The 17,951-nt window shown below is 60.9% G+C and carries 17 protein-coding genes; 14 read left to right on the forward strand and 3 right to left on the reverse strand.

Annotated features, from left to right (window positions below):
- Positions 1 to 78 precede the first annotated feature (78 nt).
- The gene (locus JOE33_RS23955) at positions 79 to 1,662 is read right to left on the reverse strand and encodes an aldehyde dehydrogenase (NADP(+)) (protein WP_010426953.1); all 1,584 of its coding nucleotides are present in this window, start codon (positions 1,660 to 1,662) and stop codon (positions 79 to 81) included.
- Positions 1,663 to 1,924: 262 nt separating this feature from the next.
- Positions 1,925 to 2,815, reverse strand: coding sequence for a LysR family transcriptional regulator (locus tag JOE33_RS23960; protein ID WP_187625931.1), 891 nt, complete (start codon positions 2,813 to 2,815; stop codon positions 1,925 to 1,927).
- 104 nt (positions 2,816 to 2,919) lie between these two features.
- On the opposite strand from JOE33_RS23960, the gene JOE33_RS23965 reads away from it, so the two are divergent.
- Both JOE33_RS23965 and JOE33_RS23970 read left to right on the forward strand, forming a co-directional pair.
- Complete coding sequence (locus JOE33_RS23965; RefSeq protein WP_010426949.1) at positions 2,920 to 3,459, forward strand: GNAT family N-acetyltransferase; 540 nt, start codon at positions 2,920 to 2,922, stop codon at positions 3,457 to 3,459.
- 113 nt (positions 3,460 to 3,572) lie between these two features.
- Complete coding sequence (locus tag JOE33_RS23970) at positions 3,573 to 4,217, forward strand: TetR/AcrR family transcriptional regulator (protein WP_010426948.1); 645 nt, start codon at positions 3,573 to 3,575, stop codon at positions 4,215 to 4,217.
- A 38-nt stretch (positions 4,218 to 4,255) separates the two neighbouring features.
- On the opposite strand, the gene JOE33_RS23975 is transcribed toward JOE33_RS23970, so the two are convergent.
- Positions 4,256 to 6,997 carry a glycoside hydrolase family 3 C-terminal domain-containing protein gene (locus JOE33_RS23975; protein ID WP_010426946.1) on the reverse strand — a complete coding sequence of 914 codons (2,742 nt, stop codon included), beginning with the start codon at positions 6,995 to 6,997 and terminating at the stop codon, positions 4,256 to 4,258.
- A 494-nt stretch (positions 6,998 to 7,491) separates the two neighbouring features.
- On the opposite strand from JOE33_RS23975, the gene JOE33_RS23980 reads away from it, so the two are divergent.
- The 12 genes from JOE33_RS23980 to gspD all read left to right on the forward strand — a co-directional run bounded on the left by JOE33_RS23980 (position 7,492) and on the right by gspD (position 17,885).
- Positions 7,492 to 7,716 carry a hypothetical protein gene (locus tag JOE33_RS23980; protein ID WP_010426945.1) on the forward strand — a complete coding sequence of 75 codons (225 nt, stop codon included), beginning with the start codon at positions 7,492 to 7,494 and terminating at the stop codon, positions 7,714 to 7,716.
- 83 nt (positions 7,717 to 7,799) lie between these two features.
- Positions 7,800 to 9,524 (forward strand): type II secretion system ATPase GspE, encoded by a 1,725-nt coding sequence (gspE, locus tag JOE33_RS23985; RefSeq protein WP_025990782.1) that lies wholly within the window; start codon positions 7,800 to 7,802, stop codon positions 9,522 to 9,524.
- A complete protein-coding gene (gspF, locus tag JOE33_RS23990) occupies positions 9,521 to 10,723 on the forward strand; it encodes a type II secretion system inner membrane protein GspF (RefSeq protein WP_003417566.1) in 1,203 nt (400 codons plus the stop codon). The genes gspE and gspF overlap by 4 nt, the downstream gene beginning before the upstream one ends.
- 25 nt (positions 10,724 to 10,748) lie before the next feature.
- Positions 10,749 to 11,180, forward strand: coding sequence for a type II secretion system major pseudopilin GspG (gspG, locus tag JOE33_RS23995; RefSeq protein WP_003317918.1), 432 nt, complete (start codon positions 10,749 to 10,751; stop codon positions 11,178 to 11,180).
- Between the two features lie 8 nt (positions 11,181 to 11,188).
- Complete coding sequence (locus JOE33_RS24000; RefSeq protein ID WP_074594479.1) at positions 11,189 to 11,623, forward strand: prepilin-type N-terminal cleavage/methylation domain-containing protein; 435 nt, start codon at positions 11,189 to 11,191, stop codon at positions 11,621 to 11,623.
- The gene (locus tag JOE33_RS24005; protein ID WP_096126354.1) at positions 11,623 to 11,994 is read left to right on the forward strand and encodes a type II secretion system protein; all 372 of its coding nucleotides are present in this window, start codon (positions 11,623 to 11,625) and stop codon (positions 11,992 to 11,994) included. Before JOE33_RS24000 ends, JOE33_RS24005 begins: the two co-directional genes overlap by 1 nt.
- Complete coding sequence (locus JOE33_RS24010) at positions 11,991 to 12,623, forward strand: prepilin-type N-terminal cleavage/methylation domain-containing protein (RefSeq protein WP_010426934.1); 633 nt, start codon at positions 11,991 to 11,993, stop codon at positions 12,621 to 12,623. Before JOE33_RS24005 ends, JOE33_RS24010 begins: the two co-directional genes overlap by 4 nt.
- Positions 12,620 to 13,354, forward strand: a complete 735-nt coding sequence (locus tag JOE33_RS24015; RefSeq protein WP_187625930.1) for a general secretion pathway protein GspK — start codon at positions 12,620 to 12,622, stop codon at positions 13,352 to 13,354. Before JOE33_RS24010 ends, JOE33_RS24015 begins: the two co-directional genes overlap by 4 nt.
- The gene (locus tag JOE33_RS24020; RefSeq protein WP_187625929.1) at positions 13,351 to 14,445 is read left to right on the forward strand and encodes a type II secretion system protein GspL; all 1,095 of its coding nucleotides are present in this window, start codon (positions 13,351 to 13,353) and stop codon (positions 14,443 to 14,445) included. Before JOE33_RS24015 ends, JOE33_RS24020 begins: the two co-directional genes overlap by 4 nt.
- Positions 14,420 to 15,031 carry a type II secretion system protein GspM gene (gene gspM / locus JOE33_RS24025; RefSeq protein ID WP_003343405.1) on the forward strand — a complete coding sequence of 204 codons (612 nt, stop codon included), beginning with the start codon at positions 14,420 to 14,422 and terminating at the stop codon, positions 15,029 to 15,031. The genes JOE33_RS24020 and gspM overlap by 26 nt, the downstream gene beginning before the upstream one ends.
- Entirely contained in the window at positions 15,028 to 15,558 is a 531-nt protein-coding gene (locus JOE33_RS24030; RefSeq protein WP_003417561.1) for a general secretion pathway protein GspN, read from the forward strand. Before gspM ends, JOE33_RS24030 begins: the two co-directional genes overlap by 4 nt.
- On the forward strand, positions 15,558 to 17,885 hold the full coding sequence (gene gspD, locus JOE33_RS24035) for a type II secretion system secretin GspD (protein WP_187625928.1): 2,328 nt from the start codon (positions 15,558 to 15,560) through the stop codon (positions 17,883 to 17,885). Before JOE33_RS24030 ends, gspD begins: the two co-directional genes overlap by 1 nt.
- The last annotated feature ends 66 nt before the right edge of the window (positions 17,886 to 17,951 follow it).

Genomic DNA, 17,951 nt, shown 5'->3' on the forward strand with positions numbered 1-17,951 from the left:
AAAAAAGAAATATTTTCCAAAAAAAAGCGCGACCCTCATCAGGTCGCGCTGCTGTGTTGCGGTTCCGGCCGATGGCGATTACGCGACAGGCTGGTCGCTCCATTCACCATTGACCAGACGACGCAGACCCAACGGGTTGGCGTTCTGCAACGCAGGTGGCAACTGACTGTCCGCCAGGTTTTGATAGCACACAGGGCGCAGGAAACGATCGATGGCGAGTGTGCCCACCGAGGTACCGCGTGCGTCCGAGGTTGCCGGGTATGGGCCGCCGTGAACCATGGCCTCGCAGACCTCGACACCGGTCGGGTAGCCGTTGAACAGAATGCGTCCGACCTTCTCTTCGAGAATCGGCTGCAGCCAGCTGTACTGGCTCAAGTCCGCAGGCTCGCCGATCACGGTCGCAGTCAGCTGACCACGCAAGGCTTGCAGCGCGTCTTTCAGCTGCGCATCGTCAGCGACTTCGATCAGCAGCGTGGTCGGGCCGAAGACTTCCTCTTGCAGCAACTGATCACCGTTCAGCAGCAGGCTCACGTCAGCCTTGAACAACTGCGCCTGAGCCTGCTTGCCTTCCTGTGGCTTGCCGGCCAGATGCGTCACGCCAGGATGCGAGAGCAGGTGTTCCACACCCTTGCTGTAACTGCGCAGGCCACCTGCGTTAAGCATGGTCTGTGGAGCCTGACTGCCCATCTGTTCGGTCAGTTGCTCGATGAAAGCCGAGAACGCCGGAGAGCGCAGGCCGATAACTACGCCGGGATTGGTGCAGAACTGACCGGCACCCATGACCACCGAGCCGGCAAGCTCCTTGGCTACGGTTTCACCACGTGCCTGCAAGGCGCCTGGCAGCAGCACGACCGGGTTGATACTGGACATCTCGGCAAAGACCGGAATGGGCTGTGGACGCTCGGCAGCCATTTTGCACAGGGCGTTGCCACCGTTCAGCGAGCCGGTGAAACCGACCGCCTGGATAGCCGGGTGCTTGACCAGACCTTCACCGACGCCGTTGCCGAAGATCATGTTGAACACGCCTTTGGGCATCTGCGTGCGCTCGGCAGCGCGAATGATTGCGCTGGCCACCAGATCGGCAGTCGCCATGTGGCCGCTGTGCGCCTTGAACACTACCGGGCAACCGGCGGCCAGTGCTGCTGCGGTATCACCGCCCGCAGTGGAAAACGCCAGCGGGAAATTGCTCGCTCCGAACACGGCAACCGGGCCCACCCCGATGCGGTACTGACGCAGGTCGACGCGTGGCAGCGGCTTGCGATCCGGCAGCGCCAGGTCGATACGTGCACCGACGAAATCACCGCGACGCAAAACCTTGGAAAACAGACGCATCTGGCCACTGGTACGACCGCGCTCACCTTGAATACGCGCTTGGGGCAGGGCGGTTTCCTGGCAGACGATGGCGACGAAGTCATCGCCCAGTCCGTCGAGCTCATCAGCAATGGCGTCGAGGAAATCGGCGCGACGGGCCGGGCTCAGTTGACGAAATTCCGGGAATGCGGCTTTGGCAGCCAGTGCTGCGGCGTCGATTTCGCCATCGGTGGCCTGATGAAAGCTGTAAGGCAGCTCTTCACCGGTGGTGGCATCCAGGCTTTTTTGCAGGCTCTGGCCCAAAGCGCTGCGGCCGCCAGCGATGAAGTTCTGGCCGAGAATGTTAGGCATCGGTATCTCCTGTTGTTTTGAGGTTGGAGGTCGGCAGGGAGGGTATCCAGACCGGCGCTCCTTATGGGTTGCCGAGTTGCTTTACAGATTGTCAGTGATGGGGCGTCTAAAAGCAGGCCGGCCATCATTTTTCGGTTATCAGTGGGCAGTCATCGTACAACCTGATTCGCTGCCTGTGCAACTGTCGACCTGATTTGCCATGCCGAGTGCCGTTGCTCTTTATAGTGCATGGGCACAGTCGAGCCTCTAGGGTGGCGCGCCTTCATGACCTTTTGAGGTCTTGCAGCGCATCCAGCACCTGACGCAGGGCCTTGCTGACTGGTTTGTCCTGGCGCAAGGCAATTCCCAATGTGCGACTCAGCGCTGTTGCCAGCGGCAGCATTTGCAAGCCGCGGCGATGGTGGAGCGCAGCGACGGCCATTCGCGGCACGATACTGTAGCCCAGGCCTGCAGCGACCATTTCCTTGATTGCCTCGATGCTGCCCAGCTCCATGACCGGTTTGACGCGGATCCCTGCCCGCAGGAACCATTCATCGATCAGCAGACGCGTGCTGCTGCCAGCTTCAAATACCACCAGCGGCTGTCCGCTGAGGCGCTCCGGGGTCATGTGGGCCGGCATCGGTCGCTGGCTGCTGGCGAAAATCGCGACGAACTCATCCTCAATCAGTGGCGTGATGTGCAGGCTTCGACCGGAAGCGGGCAGGGTGACCAGTGCCAGATCCAGAAGATTTTCTTCCACCGCCTTGAGGATGCCGTCGGTGTTGCCGGTACTGACGCGCACATCCAGTTCGGGGAAGCGCCGCCGCAGCGCCTGCAACATGGGCGGCAGCAGGTGGATACAGGCTGTCGCGCCGGTGCCGATTGCGATTTTTCCGGCAATGCCGCTGGCATGGCTGGACAGCTCCTGAAGGGCGTCTTCGACCACCGCATCGATGCGCGCGATATGTTCCAGCAGTACATTGCCAGCCGAGGTAGGTTTGAGGCGCTTGCCGACCCGTTCGATCAGTTGCAGCTTCAGTTGATCTTCCAGCTGTCGCACCTGCAGGCTGACCGCTGGCTGGGTCAGGTGCAGACGCTCTGCCGCCGCAGAAAAACTGCCATGGGCAATGACCAGCGCAAACGTGTGCAGGTGATTGAGGTTCAACCGGCGCATGACAAAGTATTTCTTATGCTGAGGATGACAAATCATAGCTTTTTTAATGGCGTGGCGAGCGGCATGATTGCGGCCATTCACAGACATTCGTACAGAGCCTGGACATGACTTCAACCTTTGACCTGCGTGACGCCCGCGACGATGACATGCCCGCTGTACAGGCGATTTACGCTGACCACGTGCTGCACGGTATTTCCAGTTTCGAGCTGGAGCCGCCCGATCTTGCCGAATTGCTGCAGCGTCGCTGCACGGTCCTCGCCAAAGGCTTGCCGTATCTGGTCGCCGAGCGCGCCGGAGAAATTCTCGGCTATGGCTATGTCACGCCGTACAGGCCACGTCCAGGCTACCGCTTCACGGTGGAGGATTCTGTGTATGTGCGCGATGGGCTTGGTGGTCAGGGGATCGGCCATGCGCTGTTGAATGCCCTGGTGAAGCACTGCGAAGCGGGTGGCTGGCGGCAGATGATTGCGGTTATCGGCAATAGCCAGAACATCGCTTCGTTGCGCCTGCATGAGCGTCTTGGCTTTCGCCGGGTCGGGGTGTTTGAATCGGTCGGCTTCAAGCATGGCCGTTGGGTAGATACGGTGCTGATGCAGCGCATGCTCGGCGAAGGCTGGGGCAGTGTTCCGGTGGAACGCACCTGAGCCTGTCACGGCACTGCTGTACGAGATGAAATTGTCGAACAATCCGGCTCAACAGCGTTGCCAGCGCTTGCCTGAATCGTTAGGGTACGCGGCTGTTCAAGAAGGAGCCTGATATGACTCGGCATGACCCCACGGAAACGGGCACTGCAGTCACCCGACAGCGGCGCGCGCCAAAGGGCGAAAAGCGCCGCGAAGAACTGCTCGCTGCGGCCCTGCAAGTGTTTTCCCTTGAAGGCTATACCGGTGCTTCAGTGGCCAAGGTAGCAGCCATCGTCGGTATTTCCGTCGCCGGATTGCTGCACCATTTTCCGAGCAAGATCTCGCTGCTGATGGGCGTGCTGGAGCGACGCGACGAGGTCAACGGCCGAATTGCTGCCGAAGTCCGTACCGATAACACCTTGACCGGTCTGCTCGGTGGCTTGCGTGCGATTAACCGCTCCAACGCCACGGCACCTGGTGTAGTGCGTGCGTTTTCGATCCTCAATGCTGAAAGCCTGTTGGAAAACCAGCCTGCCTATGAATGGTTCCAGACGCGCTACGAGCGTATTCACGCGCACTTGCTGGGACAGTTTTCGGCCTTGGTGGAGCGCGGGGAGGTACGTGCGGATGTGGATCTGGACAATATCGTCCGGCAGCTTCTGGCGATGATGGATGGTTTGCAGATTCAGTGGTTACGCTTTCCCGATCAGGTGGACCTGGTCGAGTGTTTCGATACCTACATTGCGCAGGTCGATGCAGCGGTAAGGGCTCGTCCCTGAGCCTTTATTTGTCCGTTTACCCTTCAGTCAGCTAACGCTTACTCAACGGTCTGCTTGAATACACCGCCGGTCTTGACCGGTGGTTTCTCGACCAGAACCGAGTTCAGAGCGGAGCGTGGCAGCGGGTTGCTGGTGGTGGTCGACAGTTCCTGACGGAACGAGTTGACCAGCTTGGCGTTCAGGCGGATGTCCTGCGACGACGAACCGAGCGAGATGTTGAAGGTGTCGGCATCGACTACCCACTGCTTGCTCTTCTCGTCGAAGTAGGCCAGCGAGCGATCATTCAGCTCGATGGTCACACGCTTGCTTTCACCCGGCTTGAGGAACACCTTCTTGTAGCCTTTGAGTTCCTTGATCGGACGCTCGACTTTCGGGTTCTGCTGGCCCACGTACAGCTGAGCGACTTCCGAACCACCGACCTTGCCTGTGTTGCTCAGGTCGAAGGACACCTTGATCGGCGTATTGCCGACCGCGACGCCCGGCGTGACCTTGATGTTGCTGTAGCCGAACGTGGTGTACGACATACCGTAACCGAACGGGTAGAGCGGCTTGATGCCTTTCTTCTCGTATCCGCGATAACCCAGCAGCAGGTCATCCTTGTAGTCCATGTCGGTCAGAGTGTTCTGATTGTCGAATTTCGGGAAGGAAGCGTAAGCCGGGTTGTCTTCGATGTTGCGTTCGATACTGATCGGCAGCTTGCCCGACGGGTTGACCTTGCCGAACAGGATCTCGGCGAGGGCCTGACCACCGTTCTGACCTGGGTAGAAGGCGTGCAGCGCTGCTGGAACCTGTTCGATCCAGTCGCTCATCTTCAGACCTGTACCGCCATACATGGTCACCACGGTATTAGGGTTGACCTTGGCGATGTTCTGGATCAGCTCGTTCTGGAACTCGGGCAGATCGAAGCTGTGGTCGAAACCTTCACCTTCGTATTCGTTGCTGTTACCCACGGCAACCACGACGGCGTCATAGCCGGACAGGTCCTGAGGAGCGTTCAGTGAGGCGGAGCTCAACTGCACACCTACCAGGCCGCCCATGGTCGACAGGTAGCCGGCACGACGCGAGTACTCGAGCTTCACGTCGTAAGACTGGCCCGCTTCCAGATTGATCTTGGCGAACTCTGGAATGGTTGGCGGAATGCTGTTGCCCGGAAGCGGCTTGCCGTCACCGTTGTCGATGATTTTCTTGCCGTTGACCCACAGACGCACGGCGCCGTCGGCACGCACCTTGAACACCTGCTCGCCGCTCTGGGTCGGGGTGACCTTACCGGTGTAGCGAATCGAAGTAGACGACGTATCGCCATTCAACTGGCCAGCGGTCGAACCTTTGGTGGCGTACGGATCGGACGTCGAAGTGTTGCTTTCGAACGGCAGATTCTTGTCGTTGGCCCAGTCCAGGTCAACATGCTTCTCGGTACGGGTGACAGCTGCATCACCGGACCAGTTGGTGTTGCTGAAGTACTCGACCTTCATGCCCTGGACTTCATTGCCAGTTGCGTCGGTGGTGGTCCAGGCACTGGTGCTTGGGTCCAGCGACAGGCCTTCAATGAAGTCGACCTTGGCGTTAGGCGCGATTTGCTGCAGGCCGCTCAGTTCGCTGACGTAATGGCTGGCCATGACGTTGGCGCTGCCGAAACCGGTCGGTGGCGAGTACTTGGCCAGGGTGCCGACAACGGCGATTTTCTTGACTTTCTGCTTGTCCAGCGGCAGCAGATTGTCCTGGTTTTTCAGCAGTACGATACCTTCACGCGCAGCGTTCAGAGCGACCTTGTTGCTGGTCGAGCTGTTCATGTTGTGCGTGGTCAGCGGCGTCTTGCTGTCGAACTTGTACAGGTAGATCTGCTTGAGAATACGACGGACCTTGTCGTCGATGGTCGCAGCGCTCAGGTCGCCGGCGTCCAGATGCGGCTTCAGCACGGAGCTGTTCATCTGGTAGCCCATCATGTCCAGGTCGGTACCGGCGCGGGCAGCGTTGAAACCGTGAACGACAGCGTTGTAGTCGCTCTGTACGAAGCCTTTGAAGCCCCATTCCTTCTTCAGGATCTGAGCGATCAGGTGCTCGCTTTCGCAGGCGAATTCACCGTTCACTTTCTGGAAGGCACACATCATCATCGCCACGTTGCCGTTTTTCGACGACGACTCGAACGCAGGCAGCGACATTTCGCGCAGTACGCGCTCGCTCATCTTCTGGTCGAGGTTGAAGCGGTTGCTTTCCTGATCGTTGGCCGCGTAGTGCTTGGCGTTGGCCCATACACCACGAGACTGGATACCGTTGATGACGCCTGGTGCCAGGCTGGCGCCGAGGAACGGGTCTTCACCGGAGAGGTATTCGAACGCACGGCCGCCGAACGGCATGCGATACAGGTTGACGCCGGGGCCAGTGATGAACTGGTAGCCGCCGACGGCAGTGTCATAACCCAGCGCGCGACCGAGGTCGATGGCACGACGAGGGTTGAAGGTCGCGGCCAGGTTAGGGCCGGACGGGTAGACAACACCCTGATCGTTGCCTTCGCTGGTGTAACGCACGCCCACACCACCGTCAGCGCCGTGGATCTGCGGGATGCCGTAGTTGTTCAGCGGCTTGACGTCCCAGCCGCCGGTGCCGCCAATGTAGGCCAGCTTTTCTTCCATGGTCATCTTGGCCAGGGTTTTCTGTGCGGCTTTTTCGGCGCGATCTTCACGCCCTTGTTGCACGGTAGGGTCAGCGGCGTGCACCTGGGATACTGCCAATGCCAGCAAGGCCAGCGCCGAGTGCGCGCCTATCATCTTTCGCTTGTTCATATTGCTCTCCAACTGCGTTTCAAATAACTGTCTGCCTGCGCACGTGCACAGGATAAATGCGTTCTTATTTACTGCTTTCGGCCAACTTTTCTGTGGGCAACAGTTTCCCGTCGTCGCGTTTATTCCCTGTTGTAAGGGCGCGAGGTAGGACTCCTTAGTTACCGTATTAGTTTTGTTTGGCGGTTCTTTTTTTACTTGCCGCGTGCCATCATTTCGACATCTCATGATGGCCTTTCGAATCTACAAAACGATACAATTAAGTATAAAACAAGGCATAAATGTCAAATAAAAGCGTATTTTTCTTCGATTTCGTATTTTTTCTTTACAATTGAGGAACTCTTGTTAAACCTACTGGTCGATGGGTTTAAGATTTTTCAGGACGAAGAAAGACAGCTCGCAAGTTGCGAAGTGTGCTGTGCGCTAATTCTTGGCCGGTTTCTATAACTGCCCCGCTTTTTTGCGGGGCTCTTTTTGTTTTTCGAGGAGTTAATACGATGAAGTTTTCCATGATGAGTGCCGGTGTGGTTCTAGGTCTTGCCCTGAGTGGTGCAGTCTTTGCTGACGACGCGACCGATGCAGACGCAACTTCCGGCGCCAGCGACGAGACCGTGATGACCCAGACCCAGGACACCAAGGCGGCGCAGAAGGCGCAAAACCAGAAGACCGAAACAAAAGGTGGTCGCCCGCAGAACGCAACCCCTCAAAAGCAGTCAAACTGATCGTTTGAAGCCTTTGAGCGCAGCACTCTCCAGGCGGAGAGTGCTGTAATATGTCCCTCCGAAGTAGCAAAATGCCCTCATTCATGCCGTCAGCTCCCGTCGATGTTTCCCGTCTGCTCATTCCGGATGCCCAGCAGGTCTGTGCCTGGCTGATAGAAAATGCCGGTCTGAAAACGGCCGATCTGGAGCGCGCGCAGCGTTTGCAGCAGGAGTCTGAAGGCACTGAGTTGCTCGGGCTGCTGACGCGTCTGGGCCTGGTTTCCGAATTCGAGCTGGCCCGCGCATGGGCAGCATTGCTGCAGGCACCGTTATTGCTCGCCGACGCCGTGCCACCGCTGCTGGATCCTTTGCCGCCGCTGACCGAACGCTTCATGCGCCACTATCAAGTCGTGCCGGTAGGCTGGAGCGATCATGGCCTGCAAGTGCTCAGCGCCAACCCCGGCACGCTGTACCCGTTTCAGGCCATTGCCTATGCCTGCGAGGTGCCGGTGCGACTGTCCATCGGTCCGCGCAATGAGGTCGAGACCCTTATCGAGCGCTACTACGGCCAGGGCCGTTCGGCGATGGGCACCCTGATCGAGAACCTGGATGAGGAGGGCGGCTCGCTGGAAGATATCGAGCACCTCAAGGATCTGGCCTCCGAAGCGCCGGTCATTCGTCTGGTCAACCTGATCCTGCAGCGCGCGGTCGAGCAGCGTGCGTCAGACATTCATATCGAGCCCTTCGAGAGCCAGTTGAAGGTGCGCTATCGCATAGACGGTGTCTTGCACGAAGCCGAAGCACCGCCGTCCAGCTCCTCGGCGGCGGTGATTTCCAGGGTGAAGATCATGGCGCGGCTGGACATCGCCGAGCGTCGTCTGCCGCAGGACGGCCGGATCATGCTGCGCATCCAGGGCAAGGAGCTGGACCTGCGGGTATCGACAGTGCCCACCAGCTTTGGCGAATCGGTGGTCATGCGTCTGCTGGACCGACAGACCATCAACTTCGATTTCCCGAGCCTGGGTTTCGATGGCGAACGGCTGGACGAATTTCTCGACGTGCTGGAGCGTCCGCACGGCATTCTGCTGGTCACCGGGCCGACCGGTTCCGGCAAGACCACCACGCTGTATACCGCGCTGTCACGGCTCAATACTGCCGAGCGCAAGATCATTACCGTTGAAGACCCGGTCGAGTATCAGCTCGAAGGCATCAACCAGATTCAGGTCAAGCCTTCCATCGGCCTGGATTTCGCCGGGGCGCTACGCTCCATCGTGCGTCAGGACCCGGATGTCATCATGATCGGTGAGATGCGCGACCTGGAAACCTGCCGTATTGCCATCCAGTCCTCGTTGACCGGTCACCTGGTGCTCTCGACGCTGCACACCAACAGCGCAGCGGCGAGTATTACCCGCTTGCTGGACATGGGCGTCGAAAGCTACCTGATCGCTTCGACGGTCAACGGAATTCTGGCTCAGCGCCTGGTCCGTCGCCTCGATCCGGCGACCCGTGAAGCCTTCGATGCGCCGCCTGAGCTGATCGCCGAACACGGGCTGGAGCGTTTCACTGACGAGCGGCCCATCCGTCTGTATCGCCCGCGTGCCGATGCGCCCGGCGGCGGCTATCGCGGGCGCAGTGCAATCACCGAACTGCTGGTGATGAACGAAGAGCTGCGCAGTCTTTTGATGCGCCACGCCGATGCCTCGACGCTGGAAGAGGCGGCCCGACGCGGCGGCTTGCGCACGCTGCATGAAGAAGGCCTGCGTCAGGCCGTGGCCGGGGTGACTTCGCTGGAAGAAGTGCTGCGCGTCACCCGTGGTGAAGGCACATGAGTCTGTTCAAATACCGCGCGCTGGATGCTCAGGGCGCGCCGCAGAATGGCACCCTGGAGGCCCGCGATCAGGATGCCGCCATTGCCGCATTGCAGAAGCGTGGCCTGATGGTCCTGCAGGTCGATGCTGCCGGTCTGGGCGGTTTGCGCCGTGCGCTGGGCAGCGGCCTGCTCAATGGCGCGGCGCTGGTCAGCTTTACCCAGCAGCTCGCAACGTTGCTCGGTGCAGGGCAACCGTTGGAACGATCGCTTGGAATTCTGCTCAAACAGCCTGGACAACCGCAGACCAAAGCGTTGATCGAGCGCATTCGTGAGCAGGTCAAGGCCGGCAAGCCGCTGTCCGTGGCGCTCGAAGAAGAGGGCAGTCAGTTCTCGCCCCTCTATATAAGCATGGTCCGCGCCGGTGAAGCCGGTGGCGCACTGGAAAGCACGCTGCGCCAGCTGAGCGATTACCTGGAGCGCAGCCAGTTGCTGCGTGGCGAGGTGATCAACGCGCTGATCTATCCGGCCTTTCTGGTGGTGGGTGTGTTGGGCTCTCTGGCCCTGTTGCTGGCCTATGTCGTGCCGCAATTCGTACCGATCTTCAAGGATCTGGGCGTGCCGATTCCGTTGATCACCGAGGTCATTCTCAACCTCGGAGAGTTTTTGAGCGACTACGGGCTGGCGGTGCTGGCGGGCCTGATCGCGTTGATCTGGGGTATGGCCATTCGCATGCGCGACCCGCAGCGTCGCGAGCGCCGTGACCGCCGTTTGCTGGGCATTCGGGTGATCGGTCCTTTACTGCAGCGCATCGAGGCAGCACGCCTGACGCGAACCCTCGGTACGCTTTTGACCAATGGAGTGGCGTTGTTGCAGGCGCTGGTGATCGCTCGCCAGGTCTGCACCAATCGTGCCCTGCAGGCGCAGGTCGAGCAGGCGGCCGAGTCAGTCAAGGGCGGCGGTACGCTGGCCAGCGCGTTCGGCGCGCAGCCGTTGTTGCCGGATCTGGCGCTGCAAATGATCGAGGTCGGCGAACAGGCTGGCGAACTGGACACCATGCTGATGAAGGTCGCCGATGTGTTCGACGTCGAGGCCAAGCGCGGTATCGACCGCATGCTGGCGGCACTCGTACCGGCGCTGACAGTGGTGATGGCGGGCATGGTCGCGGTGATCATGCTGGCCATCATGCTGCCGCTGATGAGCCTGACCAGCAATATCTGAATTCATGAAATAGGAAACCATTCCGATGACTTTTAGCCGTACACGTTTCAAACCCGCACGTCGACAGGGCGGTTTCACTTTGCTGGAAATGCTCGCCGTTATCGTATTGCTGGGCATCGTTGCGACCATCGTCGTGCGTCAGGTGGGCGGCAACGTCGACAAGGGCAAATACGGCGCAGGCAAGGCTCAGTTGGCCAGCCTGGGCATGAAGATCGAAAGCTACGCGCTGGACGTCGGTTCGCCACCCAAGACCTTGCAGCAATTGACCGAGAAACCGGGCAATGCGTCTAACTGGAACGGCCCTTATGCGAAGCCTTCGGACCTCAAAGACCCGTTCGGCCATGCATTCGGCTACCGCTTCCCGGGCCAGCACGGCAGCTTCGACCTGATCTTCTACGGCCAGGATGGTCAGCCGGGCGGCGAAGGGTACAGCGCCGACCTGGGCAACTGGGAGTAACGCTCGGCATGAGAACGCCTGTCGCAAGCCGGGGTTTTACCCTCATGGAAATGCTGGTGGTGCTGGTGTTGATGAGCATCGCCGTCGGTCTGGTGGGTTTCGGTCTGCAACAGGGTTTGAGTACCGCCAGTGAACGGCGCGCGGTCGGCGACATGGTCGAAGCGCTACGGGCAACCAGAGTGCGCGCGATTGTCACCGGTCAGCCGGCGCGCACCGAGTTCAATCTGCGCAAGGCGACCTTCAAGGCGCCCGGCAAGCGCGAGATGCACTGGCCGGAAAGTCTGCGCGTGACCATGCAGACTTCGTCCGATCTTGGCTCCGCTGTGGAGTTCTACCCGGACGGCGGCTCCAGTGGTGGCAACGTGGTGGTCGCTGACGGCGACCGACGCTGGCGTATTGATATTGGCTGGCTGACCGGCAGCGTCCAGGTCCGGACGCTTTAATGAAAACATCGCAGTCGGGGTTCACCCTGCTGGAAATGCTTGCTGCATTAACCGTCATGGCGGTGTGCAGCGGTGTTCTGCTGGTGGCGTTCGGGCAAAGTGCGCGCTCCTTGCAGCAGGTGTCGCGCAGTGACCGGCTTAGCCATGCGGCACGCACGATAATGGATCAGGAAAGCGCCGGTGCGCTGGAAAACGGCACGCGGCGGGGAAAGCTCGCGGGCATCGACTGGACACTGGATATCCGTCAATTGCCGGGTGCCAATGGTCAGGCGAGGATGTTTCGCCTCGATCTGCTGCTCAGTGAGCATCAGCGCAAGGCGCAGTTCAGCACGTTTAAGTTGCGCGGCGCTGTCAGCGGGGCGGGTTCATGAGGCGCACCCAGCGTGGCTTCACGCTGCTGGAAGTGTTGCTGGTGATCAGCCTGCTCGGCGTGCTGCTGGTGCTGGTTGCCGGGGCGTTGCTGGGTGCCAATCGTGCGGTGCTCAAGGCTGAGCGCTACACGGTTAACCTGGATGAAATCCGCGCCGCGCAGGCGTTCCTGCGCAGCTCGATCGCTCAGGCGCTGCCGCTGGACACGTCTGGCGAAGATGACGTCAACAGCGGTTTTTTCGAAGGCTCGGCGCAGCAGTTGCGGTTTGTCGCAACGCTGCCGGGTGAGCTGGGCGGCGGTATCCAGGTTCACAGCCTGGAGCTCAAAGGGCCGCAAGACCATCGGTCTTTGCAAGTCTCGTTCGCTCAGGTTCAGTCCAGTGCGAATGGCATTGCCCTGAAACCCTGGGGTGAGCCTCAGGTATTGCTGCAAAACGTCGAGTCGCTGACGTTCAGTTATCGCGGGCTGACACCCAAAGGCAAGCCGACTGGCTGGATGGCAGAATGGCCCTGGCCGAATCGTTTGCCGGGTGCGGTGCGCATCGATATGCAGACCCATGGCGCGGTGAAATGGGTCTCTGAAGTGGTGGCCTTGCGTCTGGACCTGTCCGGCGGGGCGGGCGGCGAATGAGCGTGACCGGCCAATCGCAGCGCGGGGTTGCGCTGCTGGTGGTGCTCTGGGTGCTGGCACTGCTGAGCCTGCTGCTTGGCGGTCTGGCCGGATGGGTGCAACTGGAGAGCCGGCAATCGCTCTGGTTACGGCAAAATACCCAGGCGCTGATGGCGGCCGAAGCTGGCATGAATATGGCTGTACAGGGCTTGCTCGATCCTGAGCAGCGCAAACGCTGGATTGCCGACGGGCGTGTGGTCTCGTTGCGGATGGATGATACGCAGCTGCTGGTCAGCATCAGAAGCGAGCGCGGCAAGCTGGACCTCAACAGCGCGCCGGTTGCGGATATATCGCGTCTGCTGCAGGCCTGCGGCGCGGCTAAAAATCAGGCCAGCGGTATCGCCCAGGTGCTGGAGTCGCAGCGCAACGGCGGTCAGTCACCGCTGCGGGTGGTAGAGGAAGTTCGCCAGCTGGCGGGCATGAACCAGGCGCTGTATGCCCGGTTGCTGCCGGAAATAACATTGTGGAGCGGCCTGGATCGGCCCGACCCGGCGTTCGCTTCGGCGGTGCTGCGTCGGGCCTTGAACCTGCCGAACCAGAGCGCGGTCGGGGCCGACCCCGGTGAGGTGCTGGCCATCGACACGCGCGCAGAACGACCGGGCGGCGTGACCGCCCTGTTACAGACCACTGTTTTATTGAGCCCATCGGAGGGAGGCGCACAACCCTACAGGGTGTTGCGTTGGCAAGAATGAATTCATCAGTTTCTGCACGTCTGGCGCCTGTTTACGCGTTACGCGAACAGGTCGCCCGGCAGTGGCGTGGCAGTCCGGCGCAACACGCCTGGCAATGGTGGGTGGCGGAGCTTCGCGCCTGCCTGCCGCCGCGTGTGCGTCGATGGCTGGGCCGCGAGACCGTGGAGCAGGCGCTTGTCTGGCCATTGGTCGAGCGGCTGCCCGATGCATCGCCTCAGGTGCGGCGGGTTCTGCTGTTGCCGCCGTCGGCTGTGCTGTTGCAGACCTTGCAGCTTCCTGCGGCTGCGGCGCGCAATCTGTCGACCGTGGTCGGCTACGAGCTTGACCGTTTCACGCCATTTGACGCTGGCCAGTTGTACTTCGTGGCCCGTCAGGACAGTCGCAGCGCCAGCTTTGTGCAGGTCACGCTGGTGGCAATCCTGCGCGAGCGGCTGGACGCGATACTCAGTGAGTGCGCCGAGCTTGGCTTGCGTCCCGATGCCGTCGACGTCGGCACGGATGTGGGCGTTGACAACCTGGCTGCAGCACAGCGCATGGGTATCGATCTGCTGCCGATGCCACTGCGCCCGCAACAGTCGCGTTCCGGCCATCGCTTGCAGCGCGGGCTGATCTGGCTGTGTGCCGGTCTGTTGCTGAGCGTCATGTTGCTGTGGCTGAACGACCGCCAGAGCCTGCTTGATGACATGCAGGCCAGCGTCAAGGCGCAGAAGGCTCAGGTGGGCGAGGTCCAGCAACTGCGCCAGCAATTGACCAACACCCTGGGCGCCGCCAACTACCTGTTGCGCCGCAAGGCTGCGCAACCGCCGCTCTCGGCGCTGCTCAGCGAGCTGACCGCCTGCCTGCCTTCGGACACCTGGATCGAGCATCTGGAAATCAGCGACAGTGCCGAGGTGGCATTTTCCGGACAGAGCGCCAAGGCCAGTGCCTTGATCGGCCGCGTCAAGGACTGCCGAAGTCTGGATAATGCGCAGTTTCAGGGGGTGATCCAGCCCGACACCAAAACCGGCAAGGATCAGTATTCCCTGCGCGCGCATTTGCACCAGAACCAGCAGCAGGAGAACGCCGATGCGCCGTCCACTGACAAGCCGTGAGCGGCGGGGCGCTGCCCTGATGATTCTGGCCCTGGTGCTGTGTCTGGCTTACTGGTTGTTGATCGACAGCTGGTTCGCCGGACCCTTGCGCGATATCAACGAGCAGACCGACCAGTTGCGCGAACAGCAGCAGCGCTACGCTGGCCTTCTGCAGCAGGGTGATTCGTTGCGCGAACAACTTGAGCAGGCCCGCCGTGATCCGGCCAGCAGCACCAGTCTGCTGCCGGGCGAAGATCCCAGTGCCGTGGCCGCTGATCTGATGCAGCGCATTGCCGACCTGATTAGCAGCCAGGCCAGCACCGGCGGTGGCTGTGAGTTGACCCAGCGCATGCCGATCACCCCGGAGCAGGACAGCGCCGAGCCGTATCGTCAGGTCAAGGTCAGCCTTACCCTGAACTGCGCCATCGAACCATTGACTGCGATCCTGCATGCGCTGGAGTATCAGCGCCCGTTTCTGTTCATTGACGAGATGAGTATGCGTCGCGACGCCAACGCTCCGGCCAGCGGTGCTGCCGGCAAACTGGTGGTGCACCTGCTGGTGCGCGGCTACCTGCAACCGGCCAGCGCCGGGGAGGGTGAGCAATGATCGGTTCACTACGTCCGCTGGAGTGGGCACTGCTGGCTTTCGCCGCCGTGCTCGCGGCCTTGATCGCACTGGTCTTCAGTGGCGCTGCGCACTCACCGGACTGGCTGCCCGAGCAGGCACCGCGCAACCCGGTCGATCAGAGGGCGCAGGTCCACAGCGCGCCGTCGGCGACACTCGACAGCCTCGCCAATACCTGGAAAACCCCATTGTTCAGCCCTGATCGCAGCCCTGATGTGGCGGTTCGCAAAGCCGATGCGCAAGCCACCAATCTGGCTGGCCTGACCCTGACCGGGGTGATCATGGACGGCTCGCTGCGGGTGGCATTGCTCAAGCAGGCCAGTGGTCCGGCATTGAAAGTCCGTCAGGGTGATCGCTTGCCCAACGGCTGGACGCTGGACCGTCTGGAGCCCACCCAGGCCACGTTCAAACTCGATGACCGCACGCAAGTCCTGCGCCTGCCCGCGCTGCGTCTGCCGCCGCCGTCGAATACACCGCCGATTACCTTAACCAACGATTCCACCCTGTGATGGGTACCTTTTCTGGAGTTCCTGCCATCGCTACCTTGCGCACACCCTTGCTTTGCCTGGCCACCGCCGTCGCCCTTGGCGGCTGCGCGTCACAGTCAGACACACTCGATCCCGACAATGGCATGCTGCAGGAAGCGCTCCAGGGAACCGGTTCACAACGCCCGCCGGTAGACCCGCGCAGCGAAAGACCGCCCGTCGAGCCACCTTCCCAGCAGACGACGAGCTCGCCGCAGCGGCAGATCATCAAAGGCAACCAGCGTTTCATCCGTCAGCCTGCCGCCGCTCCCGCAGCGCGCCAGGGCGAGACCGGTGACATCGTCTTCAACTTCACCAATCAGCCGATTCAGGCGGTGATCAACAGCATCATGGGCGATCTGCTGCACGAGAATTACAGCATTGCCCAGGGTGTGAAGGGCGATGTGAGCTTCTCGACGTCCAAGCCGGTCAACAAGCAGCAGGCGCTGTCGATTCTGGAGACGCTGCTGTCCTGGACCGACAACGCCATGATCAAGCAGGGCAACCGCTATGTGATCCTGCCGTCGAACCAGGCGGTGGCGGGCAAGCTGGTTCCGGAAATGCGTGTGGCGCAACCTTCGGCAGGCATGTCGGCGCGGCTGTTTCCCTTGCGCTATATCTCGGCGACCGAGATGCAGAAGCTGCTCAAGCCGTTCGCCCGCGAAAATGCCTTCCTGCTGGTCGACCCGGCGCGCAACGTGCTCAGCCTGGCGGGCACGCCCGAAGAGCTGGCCAACTATCAGGACACCATCGACACCTTCGATGTGGACTGGCTCAAAGGCATGTCGGTCGGGGTTTTCGGCCTGCAACGTGCCTCGGTCGGCGAGCTGATGCCCGAGCTGCAGAAAATGTTCGGCCCGGAAAGCGGCATGCCGCTGGCGGGCATGGTGCGTTTCCTGCCGATCGAGCGGACCAATTCGGTGGTGGCGATTTCCTCGCAGCCCGAGTACCTGCACGAAGTCGGCGAGTGGATTCACACCATCGACGAAGGCGGCGGCAACGAACCGCAGATGTACGTGTATGACGTGCGCAACATGAAGGCCACCGATCTGGCCAAATACCTGCGGCAGATCTACGGTAACGGTGCCATCAAGGAAGACGCTGCGGCCAAGGTTGCACCAGGCCTGCGCACCACCACCTTGTCGTCGCTCAACTCCAGCGGCGGCAGCGGTGTCGGCGGCATGAGCAGCTCCAACGGGCTGGGCGGTACCGGCAGCGGCCTGAGCAATGGTGGGGGTTTTGGCAACAGTCAGGGCATGAATAACAGCCAGAACAACGGCGACAGCGAATCGGAAGGCGACGATCAGAGTGGCGGCGATTCGGATTCGGCCAGCCAGGAAGGCGGCGAGTCTGGCGGCAACAACAAGTCTCTGGACGCCAGCACGCGCATCACTGCGCAGAAGAGCAGCAACCAGTTGCTGGTGCGCACCCGTCCAGCGCAGTGGAAGGAGATCGAGTCGGCCATCAAACGCCTTGATAATCCGCCGCTGCAAGTGCAGATCGAGACGCGCATCCTGGAAGTCCAGCTCACGGGCGAACTGGACATGGGCGTGCAGTGGTACCTGGGGCGTCTGGCGGGCAACTCGGGTACAACCGGCAACGTTACCAACACTGCGGGCAGCCAGGGTGCGATTGGTACTGGCGGGGCCGCGCTGGCCTCTACTGACGCATTCTTCTACTCCTTCGTCAGCAACAACCTGCAGGTCGCCTTGCGGGCGCTGGAAACCAACGGCCGCACCCAGGTCCTGTCGGCACCGTCGCTGGTGGTGATGAACAACCAGCAGGCGCAGATTCAGGTCGGCGACAACATCCCGATCAGCCAGACCTCGATCAACACCAACACCAATGCCGGCACCACCTTGAGCAGCGTCGAGTATGTGCAGACTGGTGTGATTCTCGACGTCGTACCGCGCATCAATCCGGGCGGGCTGGTGTACATGGACATTCAGCAGCAGGTCAGCAGTGCCGACACCACCAATGGCACAACTGACGCCAACGGCAATCCGCGTATCTCCACCCGCTCGGTCGCCACGCAGGTGGCCGCGCAGAGCGGTCAGACCGTGCTGCTGGGCGGTTTGATCAAGCAGGATAACGCCGAGACGGTCAGCGCCGTACCTTACCTGGGACGCATCCCGGGCCTGAGATGGCTGTTCGGCAATACCAGCAAATCCAAGGGTCGTACCGAACTGATCGTGCTGATTACGCCGCGGGTCATTACCAGCAGCAGCCAGGCGCGTCAGGTGACGGATGATTACCGTCAGCAGATGCAGCTGATCAAGCCGGAGGTTTCGCGGACCAGCATGCAGAACTGAGGCTGTGTTAGTTTCTGCCACCACGCCCACTCACGACGCTGCCTTTGGGCGGCGTCAAACAGAGGT

It is taken from the genome of Pseudomonas sp. PvP027, from assembly GCF_017833005.1.
GTDB classification, from domain to species: domain Bacteria; phylum Pseudomonadota; class Gammaproteobacteria; order Pseudomonadales; family Pseudomonadaceae; genus Aquipseudomonas; species Aquipseudomonas congelans.